Below are 18,758 nucleotides of genomic sequence, written 5' to 3'. Positions count from 1 at the left end.
CTACACCAGACCGCGGGGCGATACCAGACCGAAGTTCTCGGGCACGTAGGCCGGATCGCCAGAGTGCTCACCCAGCTCAACCTGCTTGTTGTCCGAGTCGACGAACACCACACGCGGCGTGAAGGCGCGTGCCTCCGCATCACTCATCACACCGTAGGCGATGATGATCACCAGGTCCCCAGGATGTACCAGATGTGCTGCGGCACCGTTGATCCCGATGACACCGCTGCCACGAGTACCGGTGATCGCATACGTCTCCAGCCGAGCACCATTGTCGATGTCGACAATGGTGACCTGCTCGCCCTCCAGCAAGTCGGCGGCCTCCATGAGGTCTGGATCGATGGTGACCGAGCCGACGTAATGCAGATCGGCATGCGTCACGGTGGCGCGATGGATCTTCGATTTCATCATCGTGCGGAACATCATTGTCCTCCAGTCAGTTTCGCCAGGGCAGTGCGTGATCGGGGTCCGCGGGTCCGGAAGAGCCGATTCCGCCGCCCAATTCCAGGGGAACGTTGTCCAGTAGCCGGGTAGTACCCAGCTTGGCGGCCACCAGCATGCGGCCGGGTCCTTGTGCGGGTGCGGGGCCCAGATCGGCGCCGCGAACCTCCAGGTAGTCCACCTCGATCGCGGGCACCTCGTCGAGTACCGCGCGGGCCGCGTCCAGTGCCGATTCCGTGCCGGCCGAAGCCGAGTAAATTCCGGCAAGTAGCGCGGCCGACAGTGCACCGGCCTGCTCGCGGTGTTCCTCGCTCAGGTAGACATTCCGCGAGGACATCGCCAGCCCGTCCGCCTCACGGACAATCGGTATCGGAACGATGCGCGTCTTGAGGTTGAGATCGGCGACCATCTGCCTGATGAGCACCAGCTGCTGGTAGTCCTTCTCGCCGAAGTATGCCTGGTCGGGAGCCACGATCTGCAGCAGCTTCAGCACAACTGTCAGCATGCCGGCGAAATGCGTTGGACGCGAGGCACCCTCAAGTTCGGCACCAAGCGGTCCCGGCTGGACGGTGGTGCGTTGCCCATGGGGATACATCGCCTCCGCATTCGGAGCGAACACCAGCTCGACACCCTCGCCACGGAGCTTTTCGACATCCGATTCCAGGGTGCGCGGGTACGCATCGAGATCCTCGCCGACGCCGAACTGTAAGGGATTGACGAAGATCGACACCACGACCACCGCGCCGGGCACCTTCCGGGCATGCCGGACTAGCGTCAGATGGCCCTCATGCAGCGCACCCATGGTCGGTACCAACATGATCCGGCGTCCGGTGTGCCGCAATGCCTTCGACACGTCGTACATCGTGTCGGGATCATGGTGAACGGTCAGTTCTCCACTGAGGTAGCCCTTCGGCCCATACAAACTCGTCATCAAGCAGCCCTACCTAGTCCGGGGTTCCAGTGCGGCGAAAACCGATTGGGGTGCGTGCGCCCGCTGCGCAGTACGTCGAGCATCGGCGCGGTATGCCTCGGCCAGCGCCGGATCCGCCTCGGTCAGTGCATCCAGGTGGCGCCCGATGGCCGCGCCGTCTCCCCGCGCCACCGGACCTGTCAGAGCTGACTGCCCACGGTCCAGCGCATTGGTGACGGCGGCACGAATCAACGGCGCCAGCATCCGTTCGGGCAACCCGCCCGGTCCATCACCGATGGTCTCCTGCCCCAACAGTTCCTGACCCCATAGCGCCGATCGCAGCGCCTCAACCGCATCTAGTACCAGCGTCACCACGTGGTTGCTTCCGTGCGCCAGGGCGGCGTGATAGAGAGTGCGGGCGTCCTCGCGCACTCGTACCGGCTCGCCGCCTATCTCCAGCACCAGCGCCGTACCGATCGCGTAACCGATCTCGTCGGCCGCGGTAATTCCAAAGCAGGCATTGGGAAGTCGCTCAATATCCTCATCCCCGCCTACGAACGTCATGGCCGGATGGATGGCCAGCGGCACGCACCCGAGGGCAGTCAACGGCTCCAGGATCGTGATGCCGTTGGCGCCCGACGTGTGCACCACGATGGTTCCGGGCCGTACCGAACCGGTAGTGGCAAGCCCCGAGACCAAGGCCCCCAGCTCGTGATCCGGTACTGCAAGGATCAGTAGCTCGGCACGCGGAGCGACCTCCTGGGCGGACAGGACCTGACTTTCCGGCAGTCGTTCCTCGGCACGCCGACGCGAGGCATCAGATACCGCGCTGCATGCGACAACGAAATGGCCCGCCGCCTCCAGCGCGACGCCCATGGCAGTACCCACTCGGCCGGCCGAGATAATCCCGACAGCCAGACGCGCGGGCCGCAAGCCATCAAGTGGCCCATCGGCTTGGCTATCGACATTGAAAGCCTCAGACATGCTGAACGAGACACCTCGCAGACTAGATACGTTCCAGTCCTGCCTGGCAGGTACCGGACGGTCATCAGCAGGCTAATCCCACCGGGGCGCTACCGGCAGTGCCCTGAGCCGTTAGATTGCTCACTTTCGCGCACGGTGACGAAATCCGCAGAAAGTCAGTCCTCGCGGCGCCGGCGGCGGCCGCCACCGGACTCCGAGGACTCTGAAGGATCTCCCTGGAGACGTCCCAGCAGGTCGGCGACCGAGAAGCCACCCGTTTCCTCAACATGGCGGCGACCGCGCGACTCCTCGGATTCTTCGGGTTCCGGAGCCCGCCGACGACCACGTGGCTCTTCGGATTCCTCGGGTTCGGGGGCCCGTCGGCGTCCGCGCTTCTCCTCAGGTTCCGGCGCCCGGTGTCCCCCGGAGCTCTCCGGATAGCTCTGTTGTTCCGGGGCCGGCGGTGGCGGCGGGTAAGAAGGCTCGGGCGCCCAGTGCCCACCGCCGGCATTCTCGGGCCCGGCCGGGGCCTGGTGCCGTGACGGCGATCCGGAATGACGACCGACGACTGGCTCTGCCTGATACGGACTTGGAGCAGGTGCGGGTTCGTTGGATGCCCAGTTGCTTCCGCTGGTGCCGGGAGGCAACCACTGGCCTTCGGCGGGGGCCGGAGACCACACGCTCGGAGGCGGCGGGGGCGGAGCGTTCCACTCCGGGGCGGGCTCGTTCCACACGGGCTGGGGGACAACCTGCTCCGGAGGCGCGATGGGCTGGGGTGTCGGATCCCAGTCCTCGCCGTCGGCGGCGGCATCCCAATCCTCTTGTCTGGCAGCCCAATACGCTTGCTGCACAGGCTCCGCAGCGGGCGGTGCCGCCGGAACCGCGGGCTCCGGCTGCGGCACCGGGGACTGGGCCACATGCGGCTCCGGCTGCGGGCGCCAATGTGTACCGGATGAGACCGGCTGTTGGTACGGCTCCGGCTCGTGAGGTTGCGCGGCACCGTAGTACGGAGGCGCCGGATACGGCGGCGTGGGAGGCGCCTCCGCCTCATCGACATGATGGGGATCTTCGGCGACATCGATGATCGGGTACTCCGATGTCCGGTTGTCCTCCTCGACCGCGGTCACGTCCTGGTACTCGGCGGCCGGCGCGGGTTGGGGCTCGCGGACGGAGTGGGTGAATGCGGCAGCAGGTGCGCCCACGTTCGGTGCGGGCTCGGGCTCGGCTCCCGGCCAGGGCCCCAACGCGCGAATCGGGTCATGCTCGATCGCCGGACGCTCACTGAGCTCGGTGTTGAAGAGAATCTCCAGATTGGTGCGCAACGCGGCAAGCTCGGCACGCAGAGTCGCGATCTCATCGGCGGCCTGCGCCTCGATCTCCCCAGCCAGCTGTTGGCGCAATCTGCTCTCGACCGTCAGCTCGTACTCGCGGCGCGCCGAAATCTCCCGCTCCAACTGCAGGTCGTAAACCAGCTTCTGGTCGCGCACCTTCGCCTGGTCGGTATCGCTCTGCCGGCGGTAGGTCAGCGCGGCGAATGACGCGATGACCGCGGCCCATAACGCCAGCAACAAGCCGACGCGTAGATAGATGGCCTTATCGGTGAAAACCAGGGCGATCCCGGAACCGATCGCCAGCACCAGCAACGCGGTCAGCAACGCCCACCCGGGGCGACGGCTGCCACGCCGAGGCTTCGCCGCTCGGGTCGGAATCGTCATGGGGGTGACTGTACCCGGACAGTGCAGTGTGCTGGCCGACCTCGAATCGGCGATTCGACATGGGCGGGTGCTACCGGGCGGGGGTCGCGGGCGGGTCGGGTGGCGACTTACAGCAATGCTGTAGCCACAGCCCGGCGACCACGAGCGCCAATGCACAACCGGTGGCGATCACTACGCCGAATGTGTCCGCTGCCGCCGCGGCCAGCTGCGCGCGCCGCGGCAGGATGTAGACCAGCATCGCCAGCCACCATCCCGTCATCAGCGTGCCGAGCCATGCCGAGGCCTTCGCGACCACCACCGAACGTGCCACCACAAGCGCCGGCAAACGTCCCGTGCCAACCCCGATCTCACCGTCAGTGACCTTGTTGCGGATGTAGAACGCCCAGCCACCCTCGGCGATCGCCAGCGCCAACAGCGAAACACCCCCGAGCAGCGGGATCGGCGGCAGGGAACCGTAAGCCACTGAGACAAAGAAGAAGCCGAGGATCGCCGTGACGGCACCCCCCAGCAGCAGTTCACGGATCCGAGTGGGCCCCATTACGCCGCCGGACCAGTCAGAGTGTCATCCACACGGCGGACGTCGGCACGTTCGGCTTCGGACAGACCTGCCACCAGCTCGGCAACTGGACGGAGCCGCCCCTCGACCGTCAGTGCGGCCTCCGGATCGAGCGCCAGCCACGGCACCAATACAAAGGCGCGCTCGTGCGCGCGGGGATGCGGCAGTGTCAGCTCCACGTCCTCGGAGAGGATCTCGCTAGCCACTACGGTGTCGTCGGCATCCTGTCTGCAGCTGATCACATCAACGTCGAGAGTCCGCGGGCCCCAGCGTTCCGCGCGTACTCGCTGCGCAGACTGCTCTAGGCGATGCGCCACCTCGAGCCATTCCCGCGGTTCACGCCCCTGCGCGATGACCACGGCATTCAAGTAGTCAGACTGCGGAACCGGTCCCCACGGTGCGGTTTGATACACCGGTGAAACGCCGATCACATCCGCGCCCAGCGCGTCGACGACCAATTGCAGGTGCGCGAGCCTGTCACCGAGATTGGATCCGATAGACAGCACCGCGCGGGTCACTGCGGTGATCCCCCGGGCCGCGATCTCCGGGAACGGCGGGCCACTACCGCAACATCGCTGAACGTCAACGGAATTGGCGCGTCGGGCTTGTGTACCACCGCCTCCACTGCGTGAACCCTGGCATCGGTCATCACATCGTCGGCGATCGCACCGGCAACCGATTCGATGAGATTGCGCGGTGGACCGGACACGATCGCGGCCGCCCGCTGAGCCAGTTCCCCGTAGTCGAGGGTGTCGGTCAGCTGATCCGTGGCCGCCGCGGTATCAAGGTCCAGCCAGACGGTGACGTCTACCGAGAACTCCTGGCCGTCGCGACGCTCATGCTCGAAAACTCCGTGATAACCAAAAACTTTCAGGCCGCGCAACTCGATGCGGTCGGTCATTTCGCGCCGCCCTTGGTGCCGCGCTGGGCAACCTCACGACGCCACTTCCCCCCTGCGGTCTTACTGGGTTCGGGTCGAGCGGTCCGCACGGTCACCTCCATGGTCACCTCGTCCTGAGCGATTTCGGCGGCGGGCGTGGGTTCGGGCTCGGTCTGCTGTTCCGGGAGGTGCTCGCGCCCCTCTTCCTCGTCCTCTTCGATGGTCTCGACACCGCCAGTCTCCCAGGCCCGCACCACCTTCAGCGCGTCCATGGATGCCGTGACGTCGTGAACCCGCACACCCCATACCTCATGAAGCGCGCCGAGCGCGGTGATGACGGCCGTTGCGGTTTCACGCCCGTCGGCCGGACGCTCCACGCCCTTGAGGTCGGTAAGTAGCGAACCCAGGAATCGTTTCCGGGAGGCGCCGATGAGAATCGGGTAACCCAGCTCCTGTAGGTCCGGAATCGCTTGGAGTAAAAGCCAATTGTGACGGGCAGTCTTGGCGAAGCCAAGACCCGGGTCAAGGATCAGCTTGTCCTGAGAAACCCCGGCCTTGAGCGCGACCTCTACCGACTCCATGAGCTCGCGCGAGACATCGGCAACCACGTCACCGTAGTTCTTAGCACTCGATGTGTGTATGAAATCCTTTGAGCGCCAATGCATCAGAATCCACGGCAACCCCAGACTCGCCATCAGCGGGGCCATCTCCGGGTCTGCCCGGCCGCCCGAGACATCGTTGACCATGTTCGCACCCGCCTCCACCGCAGCGGCCGCGACCTCGGCGCGCATGGTGTCAACACTGACGTTGATCCCATGGCTGGCAAGCTCTTTGATCACCGGAATGACCCGCTGCATTTCAATCTTCTGCCTGATCGGCGTCGCGCCCGGCCGCGTCGACTGCCCGCCGACATCGATGATGTCGGCGCCCGCAGAGGCAAGCGCCAGCCCGTGCGCCACCGCATCCGATTGCTTGATAAATTGCCCACCGTCAGAGAAGGAGTCGTCGGTGACGTTGACGACTCCCAGAATATGGGTCAATGCGGGGGTATCCGTCACGCCGGCGATCATGCCCTCATCATCAGGTCGAGAACCTCGGCCCGCGAGGCGGCGTCACTCTTGAACTGGCCACGCACCGCGGAGGTGGTTGTTGTCGCTCCGGGCTTGCGCACACCGCGCATGGCCATACACAAATGCTCGGCTTCGACCACGACGATTACGCCGCGCGGCTCCAACTTGCGCACCAACGCGTCGGCGATCTGTGCCGTCAACCGCTCCTGCACTTGAGGCCGTTTTGCGTAAAGGTCAACCAGCCGAGCGATTTTCGATAGTCCGGTAACCCGGCCGTGCTTACCGGGGATGTACCCCACATGTGCCACACCGTGAAACGACACCAAGTGATGTTCACATGTCGAGTACATCGGTATCGATTTCACCAGCACCAACTCGTCGTGCTGTTCGTCAAAGGTGGTGTTCAACACCGTATCCGGGTCGGTGTAGAGACCGGCAAATATCTCCTTGTACGCGCGCGCCACGCGGGCGGGCGTGTCCACCAGCCCATGCCGGTCCGGGTCCTCACCAACCGCTAAGAGCAGTTCACGGACCGCAGCCTCGGCACGTGCCTGGTCGAAGACGTGACCAGCCGGCTGGCCGTTGCGCTCGGCCGTCTCGGGCGAGTTCATATCAGCTCTTGCTCTCGCTGCCCTCATCCGGAGCCGGCTGCTGATGCGGAGTCGGCACGGGATACGGGTAGGGCTGCGGGACATGCGGTGGGTACGGAGTATGTCCCTGCGGCGGATAACCCGGCTGCGGGTACGGAGGCTGCCCCTGGGGCGGCCAGCCGGGTGCATACCAGCCCGCAGGTGCACCATAGTTGGCGCCCGACGGCTGACCCGGATGACTTCCTGGCGGAACCGGTTGACCGCCTTGACCATTCGGCGCAGACTGCGCCCCATTCGCGGGCACCGCAGCGGCCGCCTGTTCGGCGATGGCCTTCTTGAACGCGGGCTCGGGGACCGGAGGAGGCCAGGGTTCACCGCGTTCGATGGCGAGCTCCCCCGGGGTCTTGATGGGGGGCTTATCGGACGGGATCCGGCCTCCGAAGTCGTCGAACATGGTCAATCGCGGACGACGCTGCACGTCCTTGAAGATCTCCTCGAGATCCTTGCGGACCACCGTTTCCTTCTCCAGCAGCTCGCCGGCCAACGTGTCCAGCACATCTCGGTACTCAGTGAGGATGGCCCACGCCTCGGTATGCGCGGCTTCGATGAGATTACGTACCTCCTCATCGATTTCGCGAGCGACCTCGTGGGAGTAGTCCGGCTGCGTGCCCATGGTGCGTCCCAGGAACGGGTCGCCGTGTTCGGTGCCGTAGCGCACGGCGCCGAGCTTGGCGCTCATGCCGAACTCGGTGACCATGGCGCGAGCCTTCTTGGTGGCCTGCTCGATATCGGACACCGCGCCGGTGGTCGGCTCGCGGAACACGAGCTCCTCGGCGGCACGGCCGCCCATGGCGAACACCAGCTGCGCAATCATCTCGGATCTGGTGGCCAGACCCTTGTCGTCCTCGGGTACCGCGATGGCATGCCCGCCGGTACGCCCGCGCGCCAGGATGGTGACCTTGTAGACCCGCTCGATATCTGGCATCGCCCACGCCGCCAGGGTGTGCCCGGCCTCGTGATAAGCGGTGATCTTCTTTTCGTGCTCACTGATGATGCGGCCCTTGCGGCGCGGACCGCCCACAACCCGGTCGACGGACTCCTCCAGCGCCGCGGCCGTGATGACGGTGCCGTTCTCACGTGCGGTGAGCAGGGCGGCCTCGTTGATGACATTGGCCAGGTCAGCACCAGACATACCCACGGTGCGCTTGGCCAGCCCGTCGAAATCTACGTCGGGGCCGAACGGCTTGCCCGCCGAGTGGACCTTGAGCACGGCCTTGCGGCCGGCCAGATCGGGGCTCGACACCGGGATCTGCCGGTCGAAACGACCGGGGCGCAGCAGCGCCGGATCGAGGATGTCGGGACGGTTGGTCGCGGCGATGAGGATGACGCCCTGCCGGTCGCCGAAGCCGTCCATCTCGACCAGTAGCTGGTTGAGGGTCTGCTCGCGCTCGTCGTGACCGCCGCCCAGACCCGCACCGCGCTGGCGGCCCACGGCGTCGATCTCGTCGACGAAGATGATGCAGGGGCTGTTCTGCTTGGCCTGCTCAAACAGGTCGCGAACACGCGAAGCACCAACGCCCACAAACATTTCCACGAAATCGGACCCGGAGATAGTGAAGAACGGCACTCCCGCCTCGCCAGCGACCGCACGCGCCAGCAGCGTCTTACCGGTACCCGGCGGGCCGTAGAGCAGCACACCGCGCGGGATCTTCGCCCCAAGCGCCTGATACCGCGACGGGTTCTGCAGGAAATCCTTGATCTCGTAGAGCTCTTCCACGGCCTCGTCGACCCCGGCCACGTCGGCAAAGGTGGTCTTCGGCATGTCCTTGGACAGCTGCTTGGCCCGTGACTTACCGAAACCGAAGCCCATGCCGCGACCACCGGACTGCATGCGGCTGAACGCGAAGAACAACACCACCAGCAAGATCACCGGCAGCAAGTACAGCAGCAGCGATCCCAGGATGCTGCCCTGGTTCACCGTTGTACTGACGGCCGCACCCTTGCCGTTCAGCTTCTCCAGCAGCGGCACCCCATACCCGGTCGGGTACTTGGTAATGACCTTGTCCTTGCCCTCGGTATCACCGTTGCCGGCCTTGAGGTCCAGCCGCAGCTGCTGCTCACGGTCGTCAATACGAGCGCTCTTGACGTTGTCGGTGTCGATCTGCTTGATCGCGACCGTGGTGTCCACGGGTTTGTAACCGCGGGTGTCGTCGCCGAAGTAGAAGAACGACCACCCCAGCAGCAGCACCACCACGATGACGCCCAGGGTGCGAAACACGTTTGTCCGGTTCATACAGCGTCGGCCGCGGTCAGCGGCCCGGTCCTTCCGTCGTCATGGGGCAGGCCATAGGCATACGTAATGAACTCTCAGGCTACCTCACCTGCATGTTCGCATCTGTGGTGCGCACTACGCCGAGGGAGAAAACGGAGGTAGTCCCCAGGCTCAATACGGGGCTAGGTGTTGAACAGGCTGATATGCAGGTAGACCTCATCGGGTGACCTGACATCTTGGACGATGGTGCGATAAACCCATGGCTTCTCCACATGGTCTTGGGCCTCTTTGACGTTCGTGGCGCCCGACAACGGCGGACCTGCGATCACCGTGAGGGTCGCGGGGTTCTGCACCGGGCGGAACAGCCCGGTGAACTTCGAATTCCGCAACATCATGTCCACATCCCGTGCCGTGGCCCGCAGCACCACCGCATAGAGCGTGTCCTGGAAGTGCGTTCGCCTCACTTTCAGGACCGCGACACCGTCCGGGACGTCAATCCGCCCGAACGCCTCGGCCTCGGCGAGCGGAACCTCGACCGGGTCATCACCGAATGTGAATACCGAGCAGCCAGCTAACAGGGCGCAGAACATCACCCCCACCAATACCCGCATGTTCCCCCTTTCACACCCCTCAAGTGCCTGCTCAGGCCGCCAGAGCGTGATCTTGTTCACGGTACTATCCCCCGAGCCTCACGACGCGGGCACCAGGTCTGCGTGCGGCCGAGAACGAAGAGGTCCAGTCATGCCTGGTCGCCACAGTGAACGCAATCGCAGAAGACAACAGTCTGGCCGCACGAGTCTGCCCAAGTGGATCGCACTGGCGGTAGTCGCCATCCTGCTCGGCGGGCTCGGGTTCTTCGCATACAAGAAATTCTCCGGACGATGCGCAGACGTCACCCCCTTCACGGTGGCCACCGACCCGGCCATCGCGGCGGCCGTCTCGAAGGCAATTGGCGGCGCGAGCGCCAAAGAAATCGGCTGCACAAAACTCACCGTGGAGGCGAAACCGTCCGCGGCAACAGCAGCGGCGCTCGGCAAGCCCGGAGGTGCGCCCGCATTGTGGCTCCCCGATTCGTCCATTTGGCTGGCAAGGCAGATGCGCGCCACCGGGTCCCCCTTGGATTCGGCGAGTCAGTCGGTGGCCCGAACCCCCGTTGTGGTGGCCGCCAAGCAGGGCGAAACGCCGACATTCGACTCCTGGCTGAGCGTGTTGAAGCAGCCCGCGCTGCGGATCGGTAATCCACTCGACGACACGGTGGCCGCCGGCCCGGTGGTGGGCGCACTCGCCGAGGCCGAACAGGGAAAGAGCGATCCCAACGCCATCACCGCGGCACTCGTTCCTATCGCGCAGTCGCAGCTGACCAACACCAGGCAGAGCAGCGCCGAAGAACGCCTGGCCGAGGTGGCCAAGACGGGCGGCCTGGCAGTTTCCACCGAGCAACAGCTCATCGACTTCAACGCCAAACATCCGGACACAAAGCTCACCGCCGTCGTTCCCGCGACGGGCGCTCCGGCCCTCAACTATCCGATAGCGGTGACCGAAGCCGCCAATGATCGACATGCCAAGGCCAAGCAAGCAGGGGAAGCCCTTGCGGAGCGCCTGACCAGCGGCAACGGCGCAGATGCCTTGACGGGTGCGGGATTCCGTGGACCGGACTTCGCGCCACTGGCGGGCAAGGGGGTGGGCGCGATCGAGACACTCACCGTGAATGACCTGACCGCGTTCGACACCGCGATGCGCCGATACGCGGTGCTGGCCTTGCCTTCTCGAATGCTTGCCGTTCTCGATGTCTCGGGCTCGATGAAGTTCTCCGCGGGGCAGACCACCCGTGTCGGTCTGTTGAGCCAGGCTATCGACAACGGGCTTCCGCTGTTCCCCGAGAACGCACAGATTGGCCTGTGGGCCTTCTCGATCGACAAGGGCGGGCCGGGGCAGGACTGGAAGGACCTGCTGCCCATCCGCACGCTCGGCGAGAAGGTGGGCGATAGGACTCAACGTCAGCTTCTGGCGGATGAGGGCCACGGCCTGGACGCCCTAGTCGGCGGTGGAACCGGTTTGTACGACACCACACTCGCGGCATTCCGCAAGGTGCAGTCGACATACGACCCGCACTACGTCAACAGCGTGGTGATCATCACCGACGGCGCAAATGAGGATCCGAACGGCATCTCCTTGGACCAACTGCTCGCAACATTGAAGAAAGAGCAAGACCCCGCACGGCCCGTTGTGCTCATCACCCTCGGCATCACGGAAGACGCCGATGCCGCTGTCCTCAAACAGATTTCGGACGCCACCCCGGGAGGGGGCAGCCGCGTCGCACGCAACGCCGACGAGATCCCCAATATCGTCATCGACCTGATCAGGGCCCGAACCTCGGCGCGCTAAATGAAGACCGCCTCGGGTTCCGGCGGGTTGGCAAGCAGCGTGGGCAACACGAATACCCTGACGTAGCGCCGAACCTGCTCGGGGTTGTCGGCCCCGGGGATCAGCCCGAGCAGCAGGGAAAGCGCAACAGACAGCACATACCGCGCCGCGTCTTCGGGTCGCACGCCCTGACGCACCTCGGCCATCCGAGTGCTGAAGACACCCGCATACATGGATGTCAACAGTTCAATAAGATTGGGCGAGTTGATAATCAGCGATGCAACCGTGCCACGGTCATCGCGGTCGGCGAGCACGTGAAGTAACGGATTAGCGCCGACTTCCGTCGAGACGATCACCATCGACTCCGGAATGATCTCGGACAGATCCTTGAGCACGATCAGGCGACCGATCATCTTGGCGATCTCGCTCATCGTCGCGCGGACCACCAACGCGTCCATCAGATCGTCGCGGTTCCGGAAATGCCGATACACAACCGCCCGACTGTATCCGGCTTCCCGCGCGATGGCATCCATCGTTGACGCACCGTAGCCGCGCGCGACGAACAACCGCTCTGCCGCATCAAGAAGTTGCGTTTGCGCTTGTTGTGCAGTATTTCCGCCACCGGATGGCCTGCCACGACCGCGCGGCGCATCCGCCTGCCCTTCGCCCTTACGAGCCATCGGACGTGATTTCTCTCGACATCAATATATTGACACCACCTTTTATATGTATATTATTAATCTGCGCGCACATCCCCAACACCAACTGGGAAGGGCCAAGTTTATATGTCCATTTCACCTGCTGAGCTGCCTGAATACTCAAATGCCGACGGGATCGTGCCCGACCGAGCTACTTGGACCCCCTGGCTCAGAGCATGGCGGATACTCTTTGACTCCAAGTACCACGGCGATCTCTACGAGGCGTTCCTTGGTATGGAAGTGCCCATTTTCGCGCGCGCCTACTACCAGGTTCGGTCACACCCGAATGGTCGAAAACTGTTCAAACACAAGCCGAATCTGCTCAACGTTCTGAACAACAAAGAGTACCTGGCCTCGCTGCCATTCGGCAGCCTCGGTCACGCGTATCTGTCATTCCTGGAAACCAACAAGCTCGACGCTGGAGTCTTCGGGGAAGCGGACATCATCAGACCCATCGCGGAGAAGAACAACTGGGACGAGGACTTCTATTACATGGCCGTACGGGGCACTGCCCTGCACGATATGTTTCACACCATCGGCGGATACGGTCCAGATGTCGCGGGCGAGATAGCCAACATCGGATTCCATTGCGGGCAAATGGAACCCGCAGGGCCTTTAAAGAAACTCGGAATGTTCGGCGCCCTCACCTTGCCCGGAGCAACAGTCCAGTTCAAACTCCGCTATTACCGCCAAGCGGTGGAACGTGGGCAACGGGCAGACCTACTCATGGCCGCACCCTGGGAGGAATTGCTCGAGAAACCCTATCTCGATGCGCAAGAGATCTTGGGGGTCAGCCCCGCCCAGACAGCCCACCCACAAGGTAGATGGACTACCGATTGGACTCCCCCTTCCCTCAAATCCCCGACGCCGTGGGACTACGAGCGCATTCTCGCCTCAGGGCCTGTTGCGGCATAACAACTGCCACTATCCCGTTCACGAAAACTCCTACACCTCAACAAATCCGGAACGGTTGGCTCTCGCTCGAACCACCTAGGGAAGGCCCGCTAGATGACAGTCACCATGCCCCCTGGTGCCTATACAACTCTCGCCCCCCTCGGGAGGGGCAGTCAGCTTGCCGCGTGCGATCGCCACATCGACAACACCCAAGCCCCCGATAAGGACTGCTCCTCCTCATTGCGCTTTGGCCAGGCTGCGCGATGACCATGAGCGTATTGGCAATAGTGGCTGGAATGTTCTGGTGCACTGTGTGCGGCGCGTCCATGAACTACTACCAAAATGAGACGCGACGGGCCGCCCGTGAGCAATCCCGGCGTGTACGGATATGCCGCCGCCAGCCACGAGAACAGAGCTCGACCTGACATTGCTTGTACGCCATCGCCGCAAACGTATCCGGCCATCCAGCACACTGCCAGCAACAGGTTTGTCAAATACCTGCCATTTTGGTGACTGGCGTGCACAAAATAGTCGGACGTGGTGTGCCACCCCTCGACATCTCAACTGCACACCGCGTTAACCGGGTGTACTCGTCCCCCTGAGCACACCCGGTGCAGAGCGCCACCGCCGCCACGGACGGTGGCGCTCTGTTCGTCGACTAGGCATAACGGGCGCGGCCAATCCCACCGGACGACAACCGGATCCATCGCGGTCCTGGTCGACAATGGTGCGTTGTGGTTTAGTGGCAATCACGCGCTGATGAGCCTGTCGCGCGAAGAAGCGACAACAATGCTGTTGGCCCGCAGAAGGTGAGAATGCGCCCATGACCGATGCCGCTGTGGATATCCGGGAACGTGACATCGCCACGAACGGCGTGCACCTGCGCATCGTCGAGGCGGGTGAGCAGGGCCAGCCCGTAGTCGTTCTGGCCCATGGCTTCCCTGAGTTGGCCTACTCCTGGCGCCACCAGATTCCGGCACTCGCCGCCGCCGGATATCACGTGATCGCCCCCGACCAGCGGGGTTATGGCAGGTCGAGTTCACCGGCGCACATCGACGACTACAACATCGAAGCGCTGTCCGATGACCTGCTGGGCATCCTGGACGAGGTGGGCGCCGGCAAGGCGACCTTCATCGGGCACGACTGGGGCGCCGTCGTCACCTGGCATACCGCACTCGCCGTCCCCGAACGCGTCGAAGGTGTCGCCGGGCTGTCGGTCCCCTTCACCCGGCGTAGCCAGGTGGCTCCCACCCAGGCATGGAAAAAGCTGTTCGGCGACAACTTCTTCTACATCCTGTACTTCCAGGAGCCGGGGGTCGCAGACGCCGATCTCAGCCGTGATCCCACCGCCACGATGCGCCGCATGCTGATAGGCATGGCCCACGCCGACGGCGCCACGATGATCGCACCCGGCCCGGCCGGATTCATCGAGCGCATGTCCGATCCCGGCGAGCTTCCCGGATGGCTGAGCCAGACCGAACTGGACCATTACGTCGCGGAATTCACCCGCACGGGGTTCACTGGAGGGCTGAACTGGTACCGGAATTTCGATCGCAACTGGGCGCTGACCGAGCGCCTGGCCGGAGCCAATGTCGTTGTGCCCTCTTTATTCATCGCGGGCGCAGCCGACCCTGTTCTCGGTTTCACCGACCATGCGGGGAGTCTGAAATACCGCACCGATAACCGGGGTGACATCCTGATCGATGGCGCTGGACACTGGATTCAGCAGGAGCGGCCCGACGAGGTCAATGCCGCGCTCCTGGAATTCCTGCAACAGGTTGCGCGATGAGCACCCCACTGCGATTCGGCGCCTTCATCACCCCGTTTCATCCTGTCGGCCAAAACCCCACCACCGCACTGGAGTACGACCTAGAGCGGGTGGTTGCCCTGGATCGGCTGGGTTATGACGAGGCCTGGTTTGGCGAGCATCACTCCGGCGGCTACGAGTTGATCTCCTGCCCCGAAGTCTTCATTGCCGCTGCGGCCGAGCGCACCAAACACATCAGGCTGGGCACCGGGGTGGTATCACTGCCCTACCACCATCCATTGATGGTGGTGGATCGCTGGATTCTGCTGGACCACATCACCCGGGGCCGCGTCATATTCGGTACCGGACCCGGTGCGCTGCCGACGGACGCGTACATGATGGGCATCGACCCGCTCGATCAGCGCCAGATGCAGGAGGAGTCGCTGGAGGCGATCCTGGCGCTGCTGCGCGCGGCACCGGATGAGCGCATCAGCCGCGAAACATCCTGGTTCACTTTGCGGGATGCACAGCTGCAGCTGCGCCCCTACACCCACCCCTATCCGGAAATCCTTACCGCGGCGATGTTTTCCCCTTCGGGTCCGCGGCTCGCCGGAAAGCTCGGCGCAGGCCTGCTGTCCTTGTCGGCATCGATCCCGGGTGGATTCGCGGCATTGGAGAACGCCTGGGAAGTGGTGCGTGAACAGGCGGCCGCCCACGACCATCCCGAACCAGATCGGTCCAGCTGGCGGGTGCTCGGCATCATGCATCTCGCCGAAACACGTGAACAGGCCATCGAGGACTGTACGTACGGTCTGCCGGACTACGCACACTACTTCGGTGCCGTCGGGGTGCTGCCGCTCGCGAATGAAGTAGACGGCGTGCAGGCTGACCCACGCGAGTTCGTCAAGGCCTATGTGGACGAAGGGAACTGCTGCATCGGGACTCCCGACGATGCCATCGACTACGTCCAGGGCCTGCTCGACAAGTCGGGCGGCTTCGGTACATTCCTGATGCTGGGGCACGATTGGGCTTCACCGGAGGCCACGTTCAAATCCTATGAACTGTTCGCCCGTAAGGTGATTCCGCATTTTACGGGACAGCTCACCGCCGCCAGGATCTCGCACGACTGGGCGCAGGCCAAGCGCGGCGAGCTCCTGGGCCGTGCCGGCGAGGCCGTCGCCAAGGCCATCGTCGAACATCAGAACGACCACGCGAAGAAAGGGCATGCGTGATGCGAGCATCGGTGCTGCGCAACGGCGCGATGGTCTATCGAGACGATGTGGCCGACCCGGTGCCCGGAGAAGGACAGGTACTCGTCAAGGTCACCGCATGCGGAATCTGCGGATCCGACCTTCATTTCGCAAAGCACGGTGCGCAAGCGATCGAACTGTCCAAACAGATGGCCGGCATGCCCAGTCTTACCGACGGCGTCGACCTGGAAGCCGACGTCTTCATGGGACATGAGTTCGCCGCAGAAGTGATCGAGGCCGGACCGGGGACGCAGGCCCCCGAGCCAGGGACCCCTGTGACGTCAATTCCAATCTTGCTATCTGCCAAGGGAATCGAACCTATCGTCTATAGCAACAGCACACTCGGCGGCTACGCCGAGCAGATGCTGTTGAGCGCTCCGCTACTGCTGCCCATCCCCAACGGTCTCGACCCGCGGTACGCGGCGCTCACCGAGCCGATGGCGGTCGGTCTGCATGCCGTCAACAAATCGGGTATCCAACCCGGTACTGGAGCGATCGTCATCGGGTGTGGCCCGGTCGGCATAGCGGTTATCGCGGCCCTGCATAACCTCGGCATCGAGCCGATTGTCGCCGCGGACTACTCCCCCGCGCGGCGTGATCTGGCCCAGCGCATGGGAGCGCACGAGATCGTCGACCCCGGCGTCGAGCCCACCTTCGAGGCCTGGTCCCGAGCCGGGAAGGGCGCGCCGGTGATCTTCGAGGCCGTCGGGGTGCCGGGCATCCTCAACAATGTGTTGAGGGATGCGCCGCACAGCTCGCGGGTGGTGGTTGTGGGCGTCTGCATGGAGCCCGATGCCATCACCCCCTACTTCGGGATCGCCAAGGAAGTTGCGCTTCAATTCGTGCTCGCCTACGACCCGACAGAGTTCTCCGAGACGCTGCGGCGAATCGCGCACGGCGAGATCGATGTTGCGCACCTCGTCACAGGTGAGGTAGGTCTGGAAGATGTCGGATCGGCATTTGCCGATCTCGGCGATCCGGGGCACCACTGCAAGATTTTGGTGGTGCCGTAAAGGTTGGGGAGGACAGGAAGTGACATGCGGGTACAAAGACGGACAGCGCTGACCCGGACGGCCGCGGTGGCTGCCACCGCAGCGATGGCGGTGCTCCTGGCCGGCTGCGGTGATGATTCCACCGGCAGCCCGGAGTCCACGCGGAATGTGACGGTCGTCGGCAAGGGCGAGGTCAAGGGCGCACCCGATGTCCTGCGCGCCGATGTGGGCGTATCGGTGAGCGCCAAGGATGTCTCCGGGGCACTGTCTCAGGCCAGCGAGAAGGCTCAGGCCGTCATCGACGCCGTGGTCGGCGCCGGGGTGGCCCGCGAGGACGTCCAGACCAACGAGCTGTCCATCCAGCCCGAACAGACCTACCCGCAGGGCGGTCCCGCGCGTATCACCGGGTACAACGCCACCAACTCGGTGCGTATCAACGTCCGTGATCTCAAGAAGGCATCCGAAGTCCTGGACAAGGCAGTGCAGGCCGGCGGCGACGCGGCGCGGCTGTCCGGCGTCAGCTTCGATCTCGACAACGACGCCGACCTGCTGAAGGGTGCGCGGGAGCGCGCCTTCAACGACGCCAAGGCCCGCGCCGAGCAGTACGCCGGCCTATCGGGCTCCAAACTGGGCAAGGTGCTGCGCATCGACGAATCCCACGGATCGGTGCCTCCCCCCGCGCCGATGATGGGGAAGCGGGCACCCATGCAAGCCGACGCGTCGTTCGCGCCACCGCTGGAGCCCGGACAGCAGACGGTGACATTCGAGGTAAGCGTCATCTGGGAGCTGACCTAAGCGATGGGTGACATCACGGTTGTCGGCCACGGCGAGGCCAGCGGTAGTCCCGACGTGTTCATGGCCACGGTCGGTGTGTCAGTCCGCTCACGGCGTATCGCCGGGGTGATGGCCGACGTGAAGGCCAAGGCCCGTGCGGTGATCGATGCGGTACTCGACTCGGGCGTGGCCGCTGAGGACGTGAGAACCGCATGGATGTCTGTGCACCCGCAATTCGACGGCAACAAGATCACCGGGTACTCGGCCGACAACTCGGTGCGGATCACCGTCCGCGACCTGTCGAAGGTCTCCGACGTGCTGGATAAGGCCGTCACCGCGGGAGGTGAGGCCGCACAGCTGTCCGGGGTCAGCTTTGATCTGCAGGACAGCACCGATCTCGCGACCCAGGCACGTGAACGGGCATTCGCCGATGCCAGGGCCCGGGCCGAGCAGTACGCAACCCTGTCCGGGGGGACGCTGGGCAAGGTGCTGCGCATCGACGAGACCGGGAGCCATTCGAGCCCATCCCCACGCGCAGAGTTCGCGATGCTGCGTGCAGCGAGCGGGCCACCGGTGGAGGCGGGTCAGCAGACCGTCAGCGCCGACATCACCGTGACGTGGGAGCTGACATGAGCACTCACG

19 protein-coding genes are annotated in these 18,758 nt (G+C 64.2%); 7 read left to right on the top strand and 12 right to left on the bottom strand.

Going from position 1 to position 18,758, the window contains the following annotated elements; translation table 11 throughout:
* From panD to HBA99_RS02450, 11 genes are all read right to left on the bottom strand, one after another.
* The gene (panD, locus tag HBA99_RS02500; RefSeq protein ID WP_030095816.1) at positions 1-423 is read right to left on the bottom strand and encodes an aspartate 1-decarboxylase; all 423 of its coding nucleotides are present in this window, start codon (positions 421-423) and stop codon (positions 1-3) included.
* Positions 424-436: 13 nt separating this feature from the next.
* Positions 437-1,372 (bottom strand): pantoate--beta-alanine ligase, encoded by a 936-nt coding sequence (gene panC / locus HBA99_RS02495; protein WP_075908263.1) that lies wholly within the window; start codon positions 1,370-1,372, stop codon positions 437-439.
* 9 nt (positions 1,373-1,381) lie between these two features.
* Positions 1,382-2,335 carry a Rossmann-like and DUF2520 domain-containing protein gene (locus HBA99_RS02490; RefSeq protein WP_030095818.1) on the bottom strand — a complete coding sequence of 318 codons (954 nt, stop codon included), beginning with the start codon at positions 2,333-2,335 and terminating at the stop codon, positions 1,382-1,384.
* Positions 2,336-2,490: 155 nt separating this feature from the next.
* The gene (locus HBA99_RS02485; RefSeq protein ID WP_070918917.1) at positions 2,491-4,029 is read right to left on the bottom strand and encodes a DUF6779 domain-containing protein; all 1,539 of its coding nucleotides are present in this window, start codon (positions 4,027-4,029) and stop codon (positions 2,491-2,493) included.
* 70 nt (positions 4,030-4,099) lie between these two features.
* The gene (locus HBA99_RS02480) at positions 4,100-4,567 is read right to left on the bottom strand and encodes a DUF3180 domain-containing protein (RefSeq protein ID WP_030095820.1); all 468 of its coding nucleotides are present in this window, start codon (positions 4,565-4,567) and stop codon (positions 4,100-4,102) included.
* Positions 4,567-5,103, bottom strand: a complete 537-nt coding sequence (gene folK, locus HBA99_RS02475) for a 2-amino-4-hydroxy-6-hydroxymethyldihydropteridine diphosphokinase (protein WP_070918916.1) — start codon at positions 5,101-5,103, stop codon at positions 4,567-4,569. Before folK ends, HBA99_RS02480 begins: the two co-directional genes overlap by 1 nt.
* Positions 5,100-5,486 (bottom strand): dihydroneopterin aldolase, encoded by a 387-nt coding sequence (gene folB, locus HBA99_RS02470; protein ID WP_057963926.1) that lies wholly within the window; start codon positions 5,484-5,486, stop codon positions 5,100-5,102. The genes folK and folB overlap by 4 nt, the downstream gene beginning before the upstream one ends.
* Entirely contained in the window at positions 5,483-6,535 is a 1,053-nt protein-coding gene (folP, locus tag HBA99_RS02465) for a dihydropteroate synthase (RefSeq protein WP_070918915.1), read from the bottom strand. Before folP ends, folB begins: the two co-directional genes overlap by 4 nt.
* The gene (gene folE / locus HBA99_RS02460; protein ID WP_030095824.1) at positions 6,532-7,146 is read right to left on the bottom strand and encodes a GTP cyclohydrolase I FolE; all 615 of its coding nucleotides are present in this window, start codon (positions 7,144-7,146) and stop codon (positions 6,532-6,534) included. The genes folP and folE overlap by 4 nt, the downstream gene beginning before the upstream one ends.
* A gap of 1 nt (position 7,147) precedes the next feature.
* Positions 7,148-9,418, bottom strand: a complete 2,271-nt coding sequence (ftsH, locus tag HBA99_RS02455; protein ID WP_030095825.1) for an ATP-dependent zinc metalloprotease FtsH — start codon at positions 9,416-9,418, stop codon at positions 7,148-7,150.
* Between the two features lie 161 nt (positions 9,419-9,579).
* Positions 9,580-10,008 carry a hypothetical protein gene (locus HBA99_RS02450; protein ID WP_030095826.1) on the bottom strand — a complete coding sequence of 143 codons (429 nt, stop codon included), beginning with the start codon at positions 10,006-10,008 and terminating at the stop codon, positions 9,580-9,582.
* A gap of 205 nt (positions 10,009-10,213) precedes the next feature.
* Here HBA99_RS02450 and HBA99_RS02445 point away from each other — a divergent pair, with 205 nt between their 5' ends.
* A complete protein-coding gene (locus HBA99_RS02445) occupies positions 10,214-11,782 on the top strand; it encodes a substrate-binding domain-containing protein (protein WP_109550011.1) in 1,569 nt (522 codons plus the stop codon).
* On the opposite strand, the gene HBA99_RS02440 is transcribed toward HBA99_RS02445, so the two are convergent.
* Positions 11,779-12,441, bottom strand: coding sequence for a TetR/AcrR family transcriptional regulator (locus tag HBA99_RS02440; RefSeq protein WP_075908265.1), 663 nt, complete (start codon positions 12,439-12,441; stop codon positions 11,779-11,781). The two genes, HBA99_RS02445 and HBA99_RS02440, sit on opposite strands and share 4 nt — an antisense overlap.
* A 105-nt stretch (positions 12,442-12,546) precedes the next feature.
* Here HBA99_RS02440 and HBA99_RS02435 point away from each other — a divergent pair, with 105 nt between their 5' ends.
* From HBA99_RS02435 to HBA99_RS02410, 6 genes are all read left to right on the top strand, one after another.
* On the top strand, positions 12,547-13,374 hold the full coding sequence (locus HBA99_RS02435) for a Coq4 family protein (RefSeq protein ID WP_075908266.1): 828 nt from the start codon (positions 12,547-12,549) through the stop codon (positions 13,372-13,374).
* An 802-nt stretch (positions 13,375-14,176) separates the two neighbouring features.
* Positions 14,177-15,142, top strand: a complete 966-nt coding sequence (locus HBA99_RS02430; protein ID WP_075908267.1) for an alpha/beta fold hydrolase — start codon at positions 14,177-14,179, stop codon at positions 15,140-15,142.
* Positions 15,139-16,332 carry an LLM class flavin-dependent oxidoreductase gene (locus tag HBA99_RS02425; protein ID WP_070918914.1) on the top strand — a complete coding sequence of 398 codons (1,194 nt, stop codon included), beginning with the start codon at positions 15,139-15,141 and terminating at the stop codon, positions 16,330-16,332. Before HBA99_RS02430 ends, HBA99_RS02425 begins: the two co-directional genes overlap by 4 nt.
* Complete coding sequence (locus tag HBA99_RS02420; protein WP_030095832.1) at positions 16,332-17,363, top strand: zinc-binding dehydrogenase; 1,032 nt, start codon at positions 16,332-16,334, stop codon at positions 17,361-17,363. Before HBA99_RS02425 ends, HBA99_RS02420 begins: the two co-directional genes overlap by 1 nt.
* 24 nt (positions 17,364-17,387) lie before the next feature.
* Entirely contained in the window at positions 17,388-18,137 is a 750-nt protein-coding gene (locus HBA99_RS02415) for an SIMPL domain-containing protein (RefSeq protein ID WP_057965728.1), read from the top strand.
* 3 nt (positions 18,138-18,140) lie between these two features.
* Entirely contained in the window at positions 18,141-18,749 is a 609-nt protein-coding gene (locus HBA99_RS02410) for an SIMPL domain-containing protein (protein ID WP_030095834.1), read from the top strand.
* The last annotated feature ends 9 nt before the right edge of the window (positions 18,750-18,758 follow it).

The sequence above is a fragment of the Mycobacteroides chelonae genome (assembly GCF_016767715.1).
Lineage (GTDB): Bacteria > Actinomycetota > Actinomycetes > Mycobacteriales > Mycobacteriaceae > Mycobacterium > Mycobacterium gwanakae.
The sequence above is the reverse complement of the archived record's forward strand: the minus strand, read 5'-3'. Positions and strand labels throughout refer to the sequence as shown.